Source organism: Pseudoxanthobacter soli DSM 19599, assembly GCF_900148505.1.
GTDB lineage: Bacteria > Pseudomonadota > Alphaproteobacteria > Rhizobiales > Segnochrobactraceae > Pseudoxanthobacter > Pseudoxanthobacter soli.
Map to the genome: position 1 here is coordinate 631,198 of NZ_FRXO01000001.1, position 15,066 is coordinate 646,263.

Sequence of the window (15,066 nt, forward strand, 5' to 3'; positions counted from 1 at the left end):
GCGATGATGACGACATCAACAGCCACCGGCGCGGCCCGCGAGAAGGTCGACATCCTCGCCCGCATCGAACTCTACAAGCGCGCCGAGATCGCCGCCGCGAAGGCCGCCGTGCCGGAGGAGGACATCCGCCGGCTTGCCGCCTCCACCCTGCCACCGCGCGGCTTCATGGCGGCGCTGCAGAAAGCGATCGCCGCCGGCCGCACGGCGCTCATCGCCGAGATCAAGAAGGCGAGCCCGTCGCGCGGGCTGATCCGCGCGGATTTCGACCCGCCTGCGCTCGCGCGCGCCTATGCGGCCGGCGGCGCGGCCTGCCTTTCGGTGCTGACCGACGCACCGTCGTTCCAGGGCAGCGACGAGTTCCTGATCGCCGCCCGGGCCGCGGTTTCGCTGCCGGTGCTGCGCAAGGACTTCCTGTACGAGCCCTATCAGGTCTACCAGTCGCGCGTGCTCGGGGCCGATTGCGTGCTCGTCATCATGGCCGCCCTCGACGATGCCGAGGCGGGCGCGATCACCGAGACGGCGCTCTCGCTCGGCATGGACGTGCTGGTGGAGGTGCATGACGAGGCGGAACTGGAGCGCGCGCTCGCCCTGCCCTCGTCGATGATCGGCATCAACAACCGCAACCTGCGGACGTTCGAGACCTCGCTCGCCAATTCGGAGCGGCTGGCGCCGCTGGTGCCGCCGGACCGGCTGCTGGTGGGCGAATCCGGAATCTTCACGCCGGAAGATGTGGCACGACTGTCGAAGATCGGCATCAAGACGCTGCTCGTCGGCGAGAGCCTGATGCGCGAGGACGATGTGAGCGGCGCGACGCGGCGGCTGCTGACGCCGCGGGCCTGACGGCCGCGCGGACGGCACGCACGCGGGCAGGAGATGGGGCGATGGCCTGCACGACAGACGACGACGCCGCGGCGCGGGACGGGGCCGACGGCGAGGCGCCCCGGCTGAGCCACCTCGACGCGAGCGGCGCGGCGCGGATGGTGGACGTTTCCGCGAAGCCGGCGACCGAGCGCGTGGCGGTGGCGGCCGGTGTGGTGAGGATGGCGCCGGAGACGCTGGCGCTCGTCGTGGCCGGCAACCTCAAGAAGGGCGACGTGCTGGGTGCCGCCCGAATCGCCGGCATCATGGCCGCCAAGCGCACCAGCGACCTCATTCCGCTGTGCCACCCGCTGATGCTGCAATCCGTGGACGTTGCGATCGAGCCGGATGCCGCCCTGCCCGGCCTGAGGGTCACCGCGACCGCGAAACTGATCGGCACGACCGGCGTCGAGATGGAGGCGCTGACGGCGGTGTCGGTCGCCTGCCTCACCATCTATGACATGGCGAAGGCCGTGGACCGGGGCATGATCGTGACGGACATCCGCCTCGTGTCAAAATCCGGTGGCCGATCCGGCGACTGGCGGGCGGACGGCGCCTGAGCCGGTGGGCCGGCACTTCGGAAGCGCGACGTTCGGACAGAGCTCTTTCGGATTTCCAGACTGAACGCGGCGCGCCGCCGGATCGCTTCGATCCGGCCAAGCGGCACCCGCGTCGAACCGGCGAGGACACCATGGCATCGGATTCCGCTGCAAAGTCGCCGGCACGCAAGCCGCTGATGCCGGTCGACGAGGCAGCAGCGCGGATTCTGGCCGGCGCCGAACCCGCCGGAGAGGACTGGATCGCCATCGACGAGGCGGCCGGACGCGTGCTCGCCGCCGATCTCGTCGCAAGGCGCACCCAGCCGCCGTTCGACGCCTCCGCGATGGACGGCTATGCGGTGCGCGCGGCCGATGTGGTTCCGGGCGCGCACTTGCGCAGGACCGGCGAAGCCGCAGCAGGCCGGCGCTTTGCCGGCGAGGTTGGTCCCGGCGAGGCGGTGCGCATCTTCACCGGCGCGCCGGTGCCCGCCGGCGCCGATGCCGTGCTGATCCAGGAAAACACCCGCACCCTCGGCGAAGACGCCATCGAGGCGACCGAGGGCGTGAAACCAGGCGCCAACATCCGCCGCGCCGGGCTCGATTTCCGCGCCGGCGAGACCGTGCTCGCCACGGGCACGCGGCTCGATTTCCGCACGCTGTCGCTGGCCGCCGCCGCCAACCACGCGACCGTGCCCGTGCGCCGCCGTCCGAAAGTCGCTGTTCTCTCGACCGGAGACGAACTGGTGCCGCCGGGCGCGGAACCCGGACCCGACCAGATCGTCGCCTCGAACCATCTCGGCATTGCCGCCCTCGTCGCGGCGAACGGCGGCACCGCGTTGCCGCTCGGCATCGCCGGCGACACGGTGGCCGACATCGCCGGCCGGATCGCACAGGCGGTGGAAGGCGAAGCAGACGTCATCGTCACCCTCGGCGGCGCCTCCGTCGGGGACCACGATCTCGTCGCGGCGGCGCTCGCCCGCGAGGGTGTGGCGCTCGATTTCTGGAAGATCGCGATGCGGCCCGGCAAGCCGGTGATGTTCGGCCGGCTCGGCGGGACGCGCGTGCTGGGCCTGCCGGGAAACCCGGTCTCGAGCATGGTCTGCGGGCTGGTGCTGCTCGCGCCGCTGGTGCGCGCCCTCGCCGGCATCGCGCCCGTTGCGCCGCTGGTGGAGACCGGCATTCTCGGCGCGCCGGTGCGGCAGAACGATGTGCGGCGGGACTATATGCGCGCGCGGATGGCGACCGGCGCGAGCGGCACGCCGGTGATCACGCCGATTCCGGTGCAGGATTCCTCGATGATCTCCGCCATCGCCGCGGCCGGCGCGCTCCTCATCCGCGAACCGCACGAGGCGGCGGCGGATGCCGGCGCGCCGTGCCGGTTCATCCGGCTCTGACGCGTCTCTGTCCGTCCAATTCGTCTTCCGCCCGTCCTGAAATCTCAGGCGATCCGGGACGCGGCCTGACGCGGATCGGCGGCGTCGACGATGCGCAGGGTGACGCGGGCGGGATCGAAGATGTCCGGCCCGAGTGCACCCGCGAAGTGGAAGCTCTCGCCCTTGGCGGCGAGAAGCGCGCGGCCGAGATCGCGATCGGCGGCGCGGAAGGCGATGGCATCCATCCGCCCGCCGTCGCCGGCGACGATGGAGGTCTTGACGTGGCCCTGGCCGACCACCCGCACATCGGCGATGCGATGGGCGGGAAAGACGAACACCGGCTCGGGATGGCCGGCGCCGTAGGGACCGGCGCGCTCGATGGTATCGACCAGAGCGCGGTTCGCGCCGCTCGCCGTCATCGCGCCATCGAGCTTGAGGCCGTCGGAGGCGCGGGCGGCGGCGACGGACGCGGCCAGCCGTTCGTCGAGGAAGGCTTCGAGATCGGCGATCCGGTCCTTGGCGACCGTCAGGCCCGCGGCCATGGCGTGGCCGCCGCCCTTGAGGATCAGGCCCTCGTCGGCCGCCGCGCGGATCGCAGCGCCGAGATCGACGCCGGTGACGGAGCGGCCGGAGCCGGTGCCGCGGCCTTCCGGATCGAGCGCGATGGCGATGGCCGGCCGGCCCGTGCGCTCCTTCAGGCGGGCGGCGACGAGCCCGACCACGCCGGGATGCCAGCCCTCGTCGAACACGAGCGCGACGGCGCGCTCGGGCGCGAGCGCGATCATGGCATCGGCCTGGGCGAGCGCGGCGGCCTCGATATCCTGGCGCGCGCGGTTGAGGGCATCGAGTTCCGCCGCGATGGTCGCCGCCAGGGCCGCATCGTCGGACGACAGCAGCCGCGAGCCGAGGGCGGAATCGCCGATGCGGCCGCCGGCATTGATGCGCGGCCCGATCAGGAAGCCGAGATGATAGGGCGTCGGCGCGCCGGTCAGCCGCGCGGCGTCGGCGAGCGCGGCGAGGCCGGGATTGCCGCGCCGGCGCATCACCTCCAGCCCGCGGGCGACGAAGGCGCGGTTGAGGCCCTTCAGCGGCACGACATCGCAGACCGTGCCGAGCGCGACGAGATCGACGAGGGACATCAGGTCCGGCTCGCGGCCGGGAAAGGCGCGGCGGGCCCGCAGCACGCGGTTGAGCGCGACCGACAGGAGGAAGGTGACGCCGCAGGCGGCGAGGTGGCCGAGGCCGGACAGATCGTCCTGCCGGTTCGGGTTGACGATGGCGACCGCCGGCGGCAGGCGCTCGCCCGCCGGGTGATGATCGACGACGACGACATCGAGACCGCGACGGGCGGCGATCTCGAGCGCCTCGTGGCTGGAGGTGCCGCAATCGAGCGTCACCATCAGCCGCACGCCGGCCTCTGCGAAGCGCTCGACGGCGGCGTTGGAGACGCCGTAGCCCTCGGTGGAGCGATCGGGAATGTGAAGCAGCGGATCGAGGCCGAGCGCCCTCAGGTGGCGCACGAGGATCGCCGCGGAAGTGGCTCCGTCGACATCGTAATCGGCGAGGACGCCGACGGTCTCGCGCCGGGCCACCGCATCGGCGAGCCGCTCGGCGGCCGCGACCATGCCGGTGACGACGGCGGGGTCGGGCATCAGGTCGCGCAGCGTGGGGGCGAGGAAGGAATCGACGGCATCGAGCGGCACGGACCGGCCGGCGAGCACCCGGCCCATCACGTCCGGCAGGCCGTGGCGCTGGGAGATCGCCGTCGCCTCCGCCGTGCCCCGGTCGTCGAGACGCGCCAACCAACGCCTGCCCGTCAACGAGCGGGAGACGCCGAGCATCGGCCGCACGGCGGCTTCACCCGCAGCCTCTGAAAATCGCGCAAGCATCATGATCGAGAAGTGGCAGAAATGGCTGAGTCGGGCAATCGTCGTGGACCGCGGGCCAGCGCGTTCTGCCGATCGCGGGCGATCCGGGGAATTGTTCGCGGCCGTGAACGGGCGAGGCCGCCGGTTCCCTGCGCTGTTTCCATCCGGCCGGAAAGCGGCCTAAGCTCGTCTGGACCGCCTCCAACCGACGCCCGAGATCGCGATGCTGATTGCCCAGCTTTCCGACCCGCACCTGCGACCGCGCGGCGTGCTCTACCAGGATCGGGTCGATTCCAATGCGATGTTCGAGGCCGCGATCCGGCACCTCAACGGCCTCGTTCCGGCGCCGGACGTCGTGATCCTCAGCGGCGATCTGGTGGACGAGGGAACGGAGGCGGAATATGCCGCCGCGCGGGAGATGCTGGCCGGCATCCGCCAGCCACTCCTGATGATCCCCGGCAATCACGACGAACGCGAGGCCTTCCGGCGGAGCTTTCCGGAGATGGCGTTCGGCTCGGGAACGGGTCCGCTGCACTTCGCCGATGGCAGCCACGGGCCGGTCCGCATCGTCGGGTTCGACGTCACGGTTCCCGGCGACCATCACGGCGACATCGACGACGCGGCCGCGGCCTGGCTCGACGAGGCCCTGGCCGCAGAGCCGGACCGGCCGACGCTGATCATGATGCACCAGCCGCCGTTCGAGAGCGGCATCCCCTATATCGATCTCTATCGCTGCTTCAACGGCGACCGGCTCGCCGCCATCGTCGCGCGCTATCCGGCGGTCGAGCGCATCGTGTGCGGCCACATCCACCGCGTGATGCAGACGCGCTTCGGCGGCACGGTGCTGTGCACGGCACCGAGCACGACGACGGCGATCGCGCTCCGCCTGTCGGAGGACGCGGAGCCGGCCTCCTATATCGAGCCCCCGGCGATGCTCCTGCACCGCTGGACGCCGGACACCGGCCTCGTCACCCATCTGGTGCCGATCGGGACGTTCCCGGGGCCGCTGCCGTTCGCATAGCGGCCGCCCCGGCCTGCCCGCGATGCGGGATGCGTTGACGCCTGTCCCGCACCCATGCGATAGAAATCGCATGATCACGACGACCGCGACCCTGCTTCGACTTTCCGGCCCGACCTTCTGAGGAAGGCGGGTTTTCGTCGTTGCTTTCGGGTTCCTAGATCGCCGGTCGTGTCATGCCCTCCATTGATCATCCGCACGCATCCCATCGCCTGATCTCGGGCGGACGCGCGTTCCGCCGTGCGGGCCTGCGTACGCTTCGACTTATCGGCAGCCGTCGGGATTGACGGCATCCCGGCGGCTGTCCGCTGCGCCGAACGCCTCCTCCGTGCCATCCCTGCGGTTCGCTGCTGCGCCCGGCGCGCCATCAAACCGCAAGAGACTGTCCCCATGTTCCAGACGGAGCCGGCCCCGCGCGCCGGCATTCCCGTCCCGATGATCGCCAAGGCCATGCTGAAGCACCCCGAAACGAAGTACCGCCCGTTCCTCTCCCCCGTCGACCTGCCCGACCGGCAATGGCCCTCCCGCCGCCTGACCAAGGCGCCGCGATGGGTTTCGACCGACCTGCGCGACGGCAACCAGGCGCTCGCCAATCCGATGAATGTCGAGCAGAAGATGCGGTTCTACCGCATGCTGCTCGATGTCGGCTTCAAGGAGATCGAGATCGGATTTCCCTCGGCGTCGCAGACCGAGTTCGACTTCGTCCGCAGCCTGATCGAGGGCAACCTCATCCCCGACGACGTGTTCGTGCAGGTGCTGACCCAGTCGCGCGCCGACCTGATCGCGCGGACGTTCGAATCGCTGGAAGGCGCGAAGAAGGCCATCGTCCACCTCTACAACGCCACGGCGCCGCTGTTCCGGCGCGTGGTGTTCAGGATGGAAAAGGCGGAGGTGATCGAACTCGCCGTCACCGGTGCCCGCACCATGCTGGAGGAGGCCCGGCGGCGGCCGGAGACGACCTGGCAGTTCGAATATTCGCCGGAGACGTTCTCGTTCACCGAGCCGGAGTTCGCGCTGGAGATCTGCGAGCGTGTGCTCGACGTATGGCAGCCGACGGCGGACGCGCCGGTCATCCTGAACCTGCCGGCGACGGTCGAGGTCGCCATGCCGAACGTCCATGCCGACCAGATCGAATGGTTCTGCCGCAACATCTCGCGGCGCGACGCGGTCGCGATCAGCCTGCACCCGCATAATGACCGCGGCACCGCGGTCGCGGCCACGGAGCTCGGCTTGCTGGCGGGCGCCGACCGCGTGGAAGGCTGCCTGTTCGGCAACGGCGAGCGCACCGGCAATGTCGACATCGTGACGCTGGCCCTGAACCTCTACACGCAGGGCGTCGATCCCGGTCTGAACTTCGACGATCTCGGCGCGGTGGTGCGCACGGTCGAGCACTGCAACGCCCTGCCGGTGCATCCGCGCCATCCCTATGCCGGCGAACTCGTGTTCACGGCGTTCTCCGGCTCCCACCAGGACGCCATCAAGAAGGGCTTCGCGGCCCACGAGACGCGCAATGACGGCTTCTGGGAAATGCCCTATCTGCCGCTCGATCCGACCGATGTCGGCGGCAACTACGAGGCGGTGATCCGCGTCAACAGCCAGTCCGGCAAGGGCGGCGTCGCCTGGGTGCTGGAACAGGACAAGGGCCTGAAGCTGCCGCGCCGGCTGCAGGTGGATTTCAGCCGCCGGGTTCAGGTGCTCGCCGACGAGACCTCGAAGGAACTGACGGCCGAACACATCTGGACCGCGTTCGAGGAGGCCTATCACCTCGGTGGCCGGCAGACGTTCGAACTCGTCAGCTTCGACGACACGCGATCGCCGCGCGGCGGCACGGAACGGGTGTTCGTCGGCCGCATCCGCAAGGGCGCCGAGGAAGTCACCGCGTCCGGACGCGGCAACGGCCTGCTGTCGGGAACCGTCGCGGCGCTGAACGACCAGTTCGGCCTCGGCATCGAGATCATCGACTACCAGGAACACGCGCTGCGGCGCGGATCGGATTCGCAGGCCGCCGCCTATGTCGAATGCAAGCTGCCGGACGGCCGCGTGGTGTTCGGCGTCGGCATCGACGACGACGTCGCCGCCGCCTCGGTGAAGGCGGTCATCAGCGCCGCCAACGCCGCCTGAGGCAGGCGGCCCCGCGAGACCGGGGCAGGGTTGCGCCCTGCCCCGTCCGCAATGGCGGGGGACGACCGGATATCCGCTGTCGTGCCGTCGGCCTGCGCTTATGCGGCCAGCGCCTGGATCTGGGCCTGAGCCGCTTCCAGCGCCCGCTTCTGCATCTCTTCGCCCAGCGCCAGCCCTTCGGCCCGCACGAAGCTCAGATCCGTCACGCCGAGGAGGGTGAAGAAGGCGGTGAGGTGGCCTTCCTGATGGTCGAATGCGGCATAGGGGGAGCCGGAGGTGAAGATGCCGCCGCGCGAGGACACGACAATCACCTTCTGGTTGCCGCACAAACCTTCCGGGCCACTGGCACCGTAACGGAACGTCTTCCCCGGCACCGCGATGTGATCGAGCCATATCTTCAGTTGCGACGGGATGCCGAAATTGTACATCGGCGCGCCGATCACGACGGTGGTGGCCGAGAGAAACTCTTCCAGCACGACCGGATCGCCCCCGCCTATCTGCATGAGGTGCGGCAGCGGCTGGGATGCAAGATCACGGAACACCACCGTTTCGGAGGGGTTCGCGGCCTTGAGGTGGGCCACGACCTCCGCGCTGAGGGAGCGGCTGACGCTGTTGGCGCCGTTTATGCTGCTATCGACATGCAGTATGGTCATCGAAACGCATCCTAGTTTCACCAGGTAACCTGGTTCCATTACGATGCAGAGGATATTGAGAGAACCACGGCGGCACGCAAGGAGGCACTTTGATGTTGCAGAGGCACACCGAGGTAACCACCGAATTTAGAAGAGACGAGTGCAATCCTATCACCCGAGATGTTCTGACGCGGGTGGGAGATAAATGGACTGTCTTTACAGTCGTTGTTCTTGGAGGCGGCCCGAAGCGCTTCAATGAACTGAAACGTTCCATCGACGGCATTTCGCAGCGGATGCTGACATTGACGCTCCGGACGCTGGAACGGGATGGAATCGTGACGCGGAGCGTTTTTCCCACGGTGCCGCCGCGCGTGGACTATGCCCTGACGCCGCTCGGCATGACGCTGCTGCGGACGTTGAAAGATCTCCACGACTGGGTCAGCAGCAATGCGGACGAGATCACGCAGGCGCGGGCCGCGTTCGACCGCAGGAGCGCAGTTCAACAGCCGCTATAGCGCGGGCGGCGACCGCGCTCACGGGCAGAGTCTGCTGGCCGATCGCGGCGACGACAGCGACGGCCTTCCGGTCAAGGCGGATGTGGCAACGCGGGAGAATACCCCGTTCAGACCGAACCGGTCTGAACGACGAGGATCGCCTGAAAGCTTTGAATCCGGAGCGATTTCTTGCCGATCGGATGATTTCATCCGTTCAAACTGCGGTCTCACCGGGGCAGGGGTGCGCCGTGCCCCAGTCCGCGCTGCCGGTGGAGGCCGCTAGTGCATATCCCGTTCAGATCGGATCCATCTGAACGATAAGGATATGCTCTAGCTTTTGACTCTGGAGCGATTTCTTGTCGATCTGATGATTCCATCAGATCGGAAAGCGCTCTACCCCTCGAACACCACGAGCAGGTCCTTCGCGTCGATGGGCGAACCGGCGGAGACCAGCACCTCGGCGATCTTGCCGTCGCGCTCGGCGTGCAGGACGGTTTCCATCTTCATCGCCTCGATGGACAGCAGCACGTCGCCGGCGGAGACCGCCTGCCCCGGCTTGACGGCGAGCGTCGCCACCACGCCCGGCATCGGCGCGGCGACATGGGCGGCGTTGCCCTCCTCCGCCTTGCGGCGGGCCGCCCGCGCGCCCGCGCCGGCATTGCGGTCTGGCACGCGGACGATGCGGGGCTGGCCGTTCAGTTCGAAGAAGACGCGGACCTGCCCCTCCTCGTCCGGCTCGCCGATGGCCTGGCAGCGCACCACCATGGTCTTGCCGGGTTCGAGATCGACCAGGATCTCCTCGCCCGGCTGCAGGCCGTAGAAATAGACCGGCGTCGGCAGGGTGCTGACCGGGCCATAGGTGTCGTAGGCCCTGGCGAAGTCGGTGAAGACCTTCGGATACATCAGGTAGGACGCCAGATCGCGGTCGGAAATGGTGCCGCCGACCTTCGCGGCGATCTGCGCCCGCTCCGCCTCCAGATCGGCATCGGCGAGCAGCGAGCCCGGCCGGACGGTGATCGGTTCGCCGCCCTTCAGCACCTTCTTCTGCAAGGCTTCCGGGAAGCCGCCGGGCGGCTGGCCGAGGTCGCCACGGAACAGGCCGACCACGGATTCCGGGAACGCGACGTCGCGGCCGGGATCGAGCACGTCGGCCGGCGTCAGGTCGGACGAGACCATCATCAGCGCCATGTCGCCCACGACCTTGGAGGACGGCGTGACCTTCACGATGTCGCCGAACATCTGGTTGACGTCGGCATAGGCGCGCGCGACCTCGTGCCAGCGGCTTTCGAGGCCGAGCGAGCGGGCCTGTTCCTTGAGGTTGGTGAACTGGCCGCCCGGCATCTCGTGCAGGAACACCTCGGACGCCGGCGCCTGCAGGTTCGCCTCGAAGGCGCGGTACTGGTTGCGCACGGCCTCCCAGTAGAACGACAGCTTGCGGATGACCTCCGGGTCGAGCCCGGTGTCGCGCTCGGTCCCCTTCAGCGCCTCGACGATGGAGCCGAGGCAGGGCTGCGACGTGAGGCCGGAGAACGCATCCATCGCCGCGTCCACTGCATCGACGCCGGCATCGACCGCCGCGAGCACGGTTGCCGCGGAGATGCCGGAGGTGTCGTGGGTGTGGAAATGGACGGGAAGGCCGACTTCCTCGCGCAGTGCCTTCACCAGCACCCGCGCGCCGGCCGGCTTCAACAGGCCGGCCATGTCCTTGATGCCGATGATGTGGCAGCCGGCGGCCTCGAGTTCCTTGGCGAGCGAGACGTAATATTTCAGCGAGTATTTCGCCCGCCGCGGGTCGAGCAGGTCGCCGGTGTAGCAGATCGCGCCCTCGCAGAGCTTATTGGCCTCGGCGACGGCATCGATGGAGACACGCATGTTCTCCACCCAGTTCAGGCAGTCGAACACGCGGAACAGGTCGACGCCGCCAGCCGCGGCCTGCCGGACGAAGAAGCGCACCACGTTGTCGGGATAATTGGCATAGCCGACGCCGTTGGAGCCGCGCAGCAGCATCTGCAACAGGATGTTCGGCGCCTTCGCGCGGATATCGGCCAGCCGCTCCCACGGGTCTTCCGTGAGGAAGCGCATCGCGACGTCGAAGGTAGCCCCGCCCCAGCATTCGAGCGACAGCAGCGACGGCAGCCCGCGGGCATAGGCCTCGGCGGCGGCGGCGATGTCGTGGCTGCGCATCCGGGTGGCGAGCAGCGACTGGTGCGCGTCGCGCATGGTGGTGTCGGTCACGAGCACGCGCCGCTCGGTGCGCATCCATTTCGCGAACGCCACCGGGCCGTCGAGATCGAGACGCTGGCGCGTGCCGTTCGGAATCGGTCCGCTGCCGAAATCGGGCACCGCGGGCTTGAGGGCATCGGCGTGCGGCTTCGGCCGGTCCTTGACCTCCGGATGGCCGTTGACGGTGACGTCGGCGACGTAGGTCAGGATCTTGGTGGCGCGGTCGCGGCGGCGCACCTGTGCGAACAGCTCCGGCGTCTGGTCGATGAAGCGGGTGGTGTAGGAGCTGTCGAGGAATTTCGGGTGGGTGATGACGTTCTCGAGGAAGGCGAGGTTCGTCGCCACGCCGCGGATGCGGAACTCGCGCAGCGCGCGGTGCATGCGGGCGATCGCCTCGTCGGGCGTCGGCGCCCACGCGGTGAGCTTCTCCAGAAGCGGGTCATAGAACCGGGTGATGACCGCGCCGGAATAGGCGGTGCCGCCGTCGAGGCGGATGCCGAAGCCGGTCGCGCCGCGATAGGCGGTGATGCGGCCGTAGTCAGGGACGAAGTTCTGCTCGGGATCCTCGGTGGTGATGCGGCACTGCAGGGCGTGGCCGTTGAGGACGATCTTTTCCTGCGGCGGCACGCCTGATTCCGGGGTGCCGATGACGGCGCCTTCGAGAATGCGGATCTGCGCCTTGACGATATCGATGCCCGTCACCTGCTCGGTGACGGTGTGCTCGACCTGGATGCGCGGGTTGACCTCGATGAAATAGAACTGGCCGGTGTCCGAATCCATCAGGAACTCGACCGTACCGGCGCCGACATAGTCGACGGCCTTGCCGATATTGAGGGCGTATCCGGCGATCTCCTCGCGCTGGGCATCGGTGAGGTAAGGCGCCGGGGCGCGCTCGACGACCTTCTGATGGCGGCGCTGCACCGAGCAGTCGCGCTCGAACAGGTGGACGAGATTGCCGTGGGTGTCGCCCAGGATCTGGGATTCGACGTGGCGGGCGCGCTCCACCAGCTTCTCGAGATAGACCTCGTCCTTGCCGAACGCCGCCTTGGCCTCGCGCTTGGCCGAGAGCACCTCGCGGCGCAGGTCCTCGACCGTGCGGATGACGCGCATGCCGCGCCCGCCGCCGCCCCACGACGCCTTCAGCATCACCGGGTAGCCGATGCCGAGCGCCAGCGCCTCGACCGTCTCCATGTCGTCCGGCAGCGGATCGGTCGCCGGCATCACCGGGACGCCGACGGAGATCGCGAGATTGCGCGCCGCGACCTTGTTGCCGAGGGTGCGCATGGTCTGCGCCCGCGGGCCGATGAAGATGATGCCGGCCTCGGCGCAGGCATCCGCGAATTCCGGGCTCTCCGACAAGAGGCCGTATCCGGGATGGATGGCGTCGGCGCCGGCGAGCTTCGCCACACGGATGATTTCGGGGATGGAGAGATAGGCCTCGATGGGGCCCATTCCCTTGCCGATCTGATAGGCCGCATCCGCCTTGAAACGGTGCAGCGCGAGCTTGTCTTCCTCTGCGAACACGGCGACCGTTTCGATCCCGAGTTCGTTTGCAGCGCGGAAGACGCGGATGGCGATTTCCGAGCGGTTGGCGACGAGAAGGCGCTTGATCGTCTTCATTTGCACGCGGATGTCCCCTTCCCACGGGCGCGGTTACGCCCCTCATTGCGGCAGGGTTTCACGGTACGCTGCAGCGCACAAGCCGTTGTCGCGCCGCACGCGCGCCGGTGGTGCGCCGCCACATCCGCCGGTTGGAGGATGACGACGCAGCTACCCCGCGGGAACGGCATGCAATCGGCAGGCCGAAACGGGAACATCGGCGATGCCATCATTATTATCCTGCAAAATCAGTCGATTATATAAATTTAGGCAATGCTGATTTGTATGCAGATAAATTCATCGTGGCGGCTTGGCGGCGCGGTTGCGAGTCCATAACATGCGTCCCCAAGCTGCCGCCGACACCGGCAGGTAGCATGCAGCCTCGCTCCGAGGCACGCACAGCAAAGAAACCAGAGGACGATAAGATGCGTTTGCGAACCCTGGCCGGTCTCCTGGCCCTGTCCACCTGCCTTGCGTGGACGGCCTCCGCTTCCGCCAAGACGCTGGTCTATTGCTCGGAAGGCAGCCCCGAGGGTTGGGGCCCGGCCTTCTACACCTCCGGCACCACCTTCGACGCCGTGAACCGCACGATCTTCAGCCGCCTGGTGGAGTTCAAGCCGGGTTCGACCGAGATCGGCCCGGGTCTGGCCGAATCATGGGATGTTTCGCCTGACGGCAAGGAATACACCTTCCATCTCCGCAAGGGCGTGAAGTTCCAGTCCAACGACAAGTTCACCCCGACCCGCGACCTCAATGCCGACGACGTGATCTTCTCGTTCGACCGCCAGTGGAAGAAGGACAATCCGTTCCACGACGTCAGCGGCGGCTCGTATGAATATTTCGAAGCCATGTCGATGCCGACGCTCTTGAAGTCGATCGACAAGGTCGACGACTACACGGTGAAGTTCGTGCTGAACGAGCCGAACGCGCCGATGATCGCGAATCTCGGCATGGACTTCGCCTCGATCGTCTCGAAGGAATATGCCGACAAGATGCTCGCGGCCGGTACCCCCGAGGTGATCGACCAGGAGCCGATCGGAACGGGTCCGTTCCAGCTCGTCGCCTACCAGAAGGACGCCGTGATCCGGTACAAGGCGTTCCCGGACTATTATGCCGGCAAGCAGCCGATCGACGACCTCGTGTTCGCGATCACGCCGGACGCCTCGATCCGCGCCGAGAAGCTGAAGGCGGGCGAGTGCAACGTGATCCCCTATCCGAACCCGGCCGACATCGACGGGCTGAAGCAGGACGCGGACCTGAACGTGCTGCAGCAGGAAGGCCTGAATATCGGCTATCTCGCCTACAACACCACCCAGAAGCCGTTCGACGACGTGCGCGTGCGCAAGGCGCTCAACATGGCGCTGGACAAGAAGGCCATCGTCGATGCGGTGTTCCAGGGCACCGGCCAGGTCGCCAAGAACCCGATCCCGCCGACCATCTGGTCCTACAACAAGGAAGTGGTTGACGATCCCTACGATCCGGAAGCCGCCAAGAAGCTTCTGGAAGAGGCCGGCGTCAAAGACCTCTCCATGAAGATCTGGGCGATGCCCGTGCAGCGTCCCTACAACCCCAACGCCCGCCGCATGGCGGAGATGATTCAGGCCGATTTCGAGAAGGTCGGCGTCAAGGCCGAGATCATTTCCTACGAGTGGGGCGAGTACCTGAAGCGGGCCGGCCAGAAGGACCACGACGGCGCCATCCTGCTCGGCTGGACCGGCGACAACGGCGATCCGGACAACTTCCTCGCGGTGCTGCTGGGCTGCGACGGCGTGGGCACATCCAACAACGTCGCCGAGTTCTGCTACAAGCCCTATGAGGACCTGGTGCAGAAGGCCAAGAGCCTGCCCTCGCAGGAAGAGCGCGCCAAGCTCTACGAGCAGGCCCAGGCGATCTTCAAGGAGCAGGCGCCGTGGGCCACCATCGCCCACTCGCTGGTGACCGTCCCGACCACCAAGAACGTGGTCAACTTCAAGATCGACCCGCTCGGCATCCATCGCTTCGACGGCGTGGACATCTCCGAGTAAGCGGCCTGAAGGCCATCCGATGCGGTCCGGGGCGCGCCGATGCGCGCTCCGGTACCGGTTCGTGCGTGCCGACGAGAGGCGCGAACCTGCGGGCGCCGACAGTGCCGCCATCGCTTGGCAGTTGCATAACACCTCAAATTAGAATCGATTGAAGCCGGCTTGTCCGCCATCGCGGCCGTCGAACGGCCCGTCCCTGCGCGGTTCTTCCGCGCTGGCCGGCGCGCGCGGTCGTCGGGTGGCCATGCCGGCCCTCGCGGCGCGCCGCGACACCATCGGTTCGTCCGGCGCACTCCGAGCGGGGCGATCGCGGACGGGAG

10 protein-coding genes are annotated in these 15,066 nt (G+C 68.0%); 7 read left to right on the top strand and 3 right to left on the bottom strand.

All coding sequences use genetic code 11. The annotated features are described in order from the left end of the window. Positions 1-6: 6 nt before the first annotated feature. From trpC to BUF17_RS02670, 3 genes are all read left to right on the top strand, one after another. The gene (gene trpC, locus BUF17_RS02660; protein ID WP_073626009.1) at positions 7-840 is read left to right on the top strand and encodes an indole-3-glycerol phosphate synthase TrpC; all 834 of its coding nucleotides are present in this window, start codon (positions 7-9) and stop codon (positions 838-840) included. 41 nt (positions 841-881) lie between these two features. Beyond that, positions 882-1,418 carry a cyclic pyranopterin monophosphate synthase MoaC gene (moaC, locus tag BUF17_RS02665; RefSeq protein ID WP_073625622.1) on the top strand — a complete coding sequence of 179 codons (537 nt, stop codon included), beginning with the start codon at positions 882-884 and terminating at the stop codon, positions 1,416-1,418. Positions 1,419-1,549: 131 nt separating this feature from the next. Next, a complete protein-coding gene (locus BUF17_RS02670) occupies positions 1,550-2,791 on the top strand; it encodes a molybdopterin molybdotransferase MoeA (RefSeq protein ID WP_073625623.1) in 1,242 nt (413 codons plus the stop codon). A gap of 44 nt (positions 2,792-2,835) precedes the next feature. Here BUF17_RS02670 and recJ read toward each other — a convergent pair whose 3' ends face one another. Continuing rightward, positions 2,836-4,572: a single-stranded-DNA-specific exonuclease RecJ gene (gene recJ / locus BUF17_RS02675; RefSeq protein WP_342185595.1), complete on the bottom strand. Its 1,737-nt coding sequence runs from the start codon at positions 4,570-4,572 to the stop codon at positions 2,836-2,838. A gap of 289 nt (positions 4,573-4,861) precedes the next feature. Here recJ and BUF17_RS02680 point away from each other — a divergent pair, with 289 nt between their 5' ends. Beyond that, the gene (locus BUF17_RS02680) at positions 4,862-5,659 is read left to right on the top strand and encodes a phosphodiesterase (protein WP_073625624.1); all 798 of its coding nucleotides are present in this window, start codon (positions 4,862-4,864) and stop codon (positions 5,657-5,659) included. A gap of 387 nt (positions 5,660-6,046) precedes the next feature. After that, positions 6,047-7,777 carry a 2-isopropylmalate synthase gene (gene leuA, locus BUF17_RS02685; protein ID WP_428977612.1) on the top strand — a complete coding sequence of 577 codons (1,731 nt, stop codon included), beginning with the start codon at positions 6,047-6,049 and terminating at the stop codon, positions 7,775-7,777. 98 nt (positions 7,778-7,875) lie between these two features. On the opposite strand, the gene BUF17_RS02690 is transcribed toward leuA, so the two are convergent. Then, the gene (locus BUF17_RS02690; protein WP_073625625.1) at positions 7,876-8,430 is read right to left on the bottom strand and encodes an FMN-dependent NADH-azoreductase; all 555 of its coding nucleotides are present in this window, start codon (positions 8,428-8,430) and stop codon (positions 7,876-7,878) included. Between the two features lie 92 nt (positions 8,431-8,522). Here BUF17_RS02690 and BUF17_RS02695 point away from each other — a divergent pair, with 92 nt between their 5' ends. Next, a complete protein-coding gene (locus BUF17_RS02695) occupies positions 8,523-8,924 on the top strand; it encodes a winged helix-turn-helix transcriptional regulator (RefSeq protein WP_073625626.1) in 402 nt (133 codons plus the stop codon). Between the two features lie 372 nt (positions 8,925-9,296). On the opposite strand, the gene pyc is transcribed toward BUF17_RS02695, so the two are convergent. Further along, positions 9,297-12,746, bottom strand: a complete 3,450-nt coding sequence (pyc, locus tag BUF17_RS02700; protein ID WP_073625627.1) for a pyruvate carboxylase — start codon at positions 12,744-12,746, stop codon at positions 9,297-9,299. A gap of 410 nt (positions 12,747-13,156) precedes the next feature. Between pyc and BUF17_RS02705 the strand changes: the two genes are divergently transcribed. Then, entirely contained in the window at positions 13,157-14,749 is a 1,593-nt protein-coding gene (locus tag BUF17_RS02705) for an ABC transporter substrate-binding protein (RefSeq protein WP_428977622.1), read from the top strand. The last annotated feature ends 317 nt before the right edge of the window (positions 14,750-15,066 follow it).

Bases quoted from the DNA above. Each gene is read 5' to 3' on its own strand.
- trpC (WP_073626009.1), top strand. From the start codon at position 7: ATGACGACATCAACAGCCACCGGCGCGGCCCGCGAGAAGGTCGACATC.
- moaC (WP_073625622.1), top strand. From the start codon at position 882: ATGGCCTGCACGACAGACGACGACGCCGCGGCGCGGGACGGGGCCGAC.
- BUF17_RS02670 (WP_073625623.1), top strand. From the start codon at position 1,550: ATGGCATCGGATTCCGCTGCAAAGTCGCCGGCACGCAAGCCGCTGATG.
- BUF17_RS02680 (WP_073625624.1), top strand. From the start codon at position 4,862: ATGCTGATTGCCCAGCTTTCCGACCCGCACCTGCGACCGCGCGGCGTG.
- leuA (WP_428977612.1), top strand. From the start codon at position 6,047: ATGTTCCAGACGGAGCCGGCCCCGCGCGCCGGCATTCCCGTCCCGATG.
- BUF17_RS02690 (WP_073625625.1), bottom strand. From the start codon at position 8,430: ATGACCATACTGCATGTCGATAGCAGCATAAACGGCGCCAACAGCGTC.
- BUF17_RS02695 (WP_073625626.1), top strand. From the start codon at position 8,523: ATGTTGCAGAGGCACACCGAGGTAACCACCGAATTTAGAAGAGACGAG.
- pyc (WP_073625627.1), bottom strand. From the start codon at position 12,746: ATGAAGACGATCAAGCGCCTTCTCGTCGCCAACCGCTCGGAAATCGCC.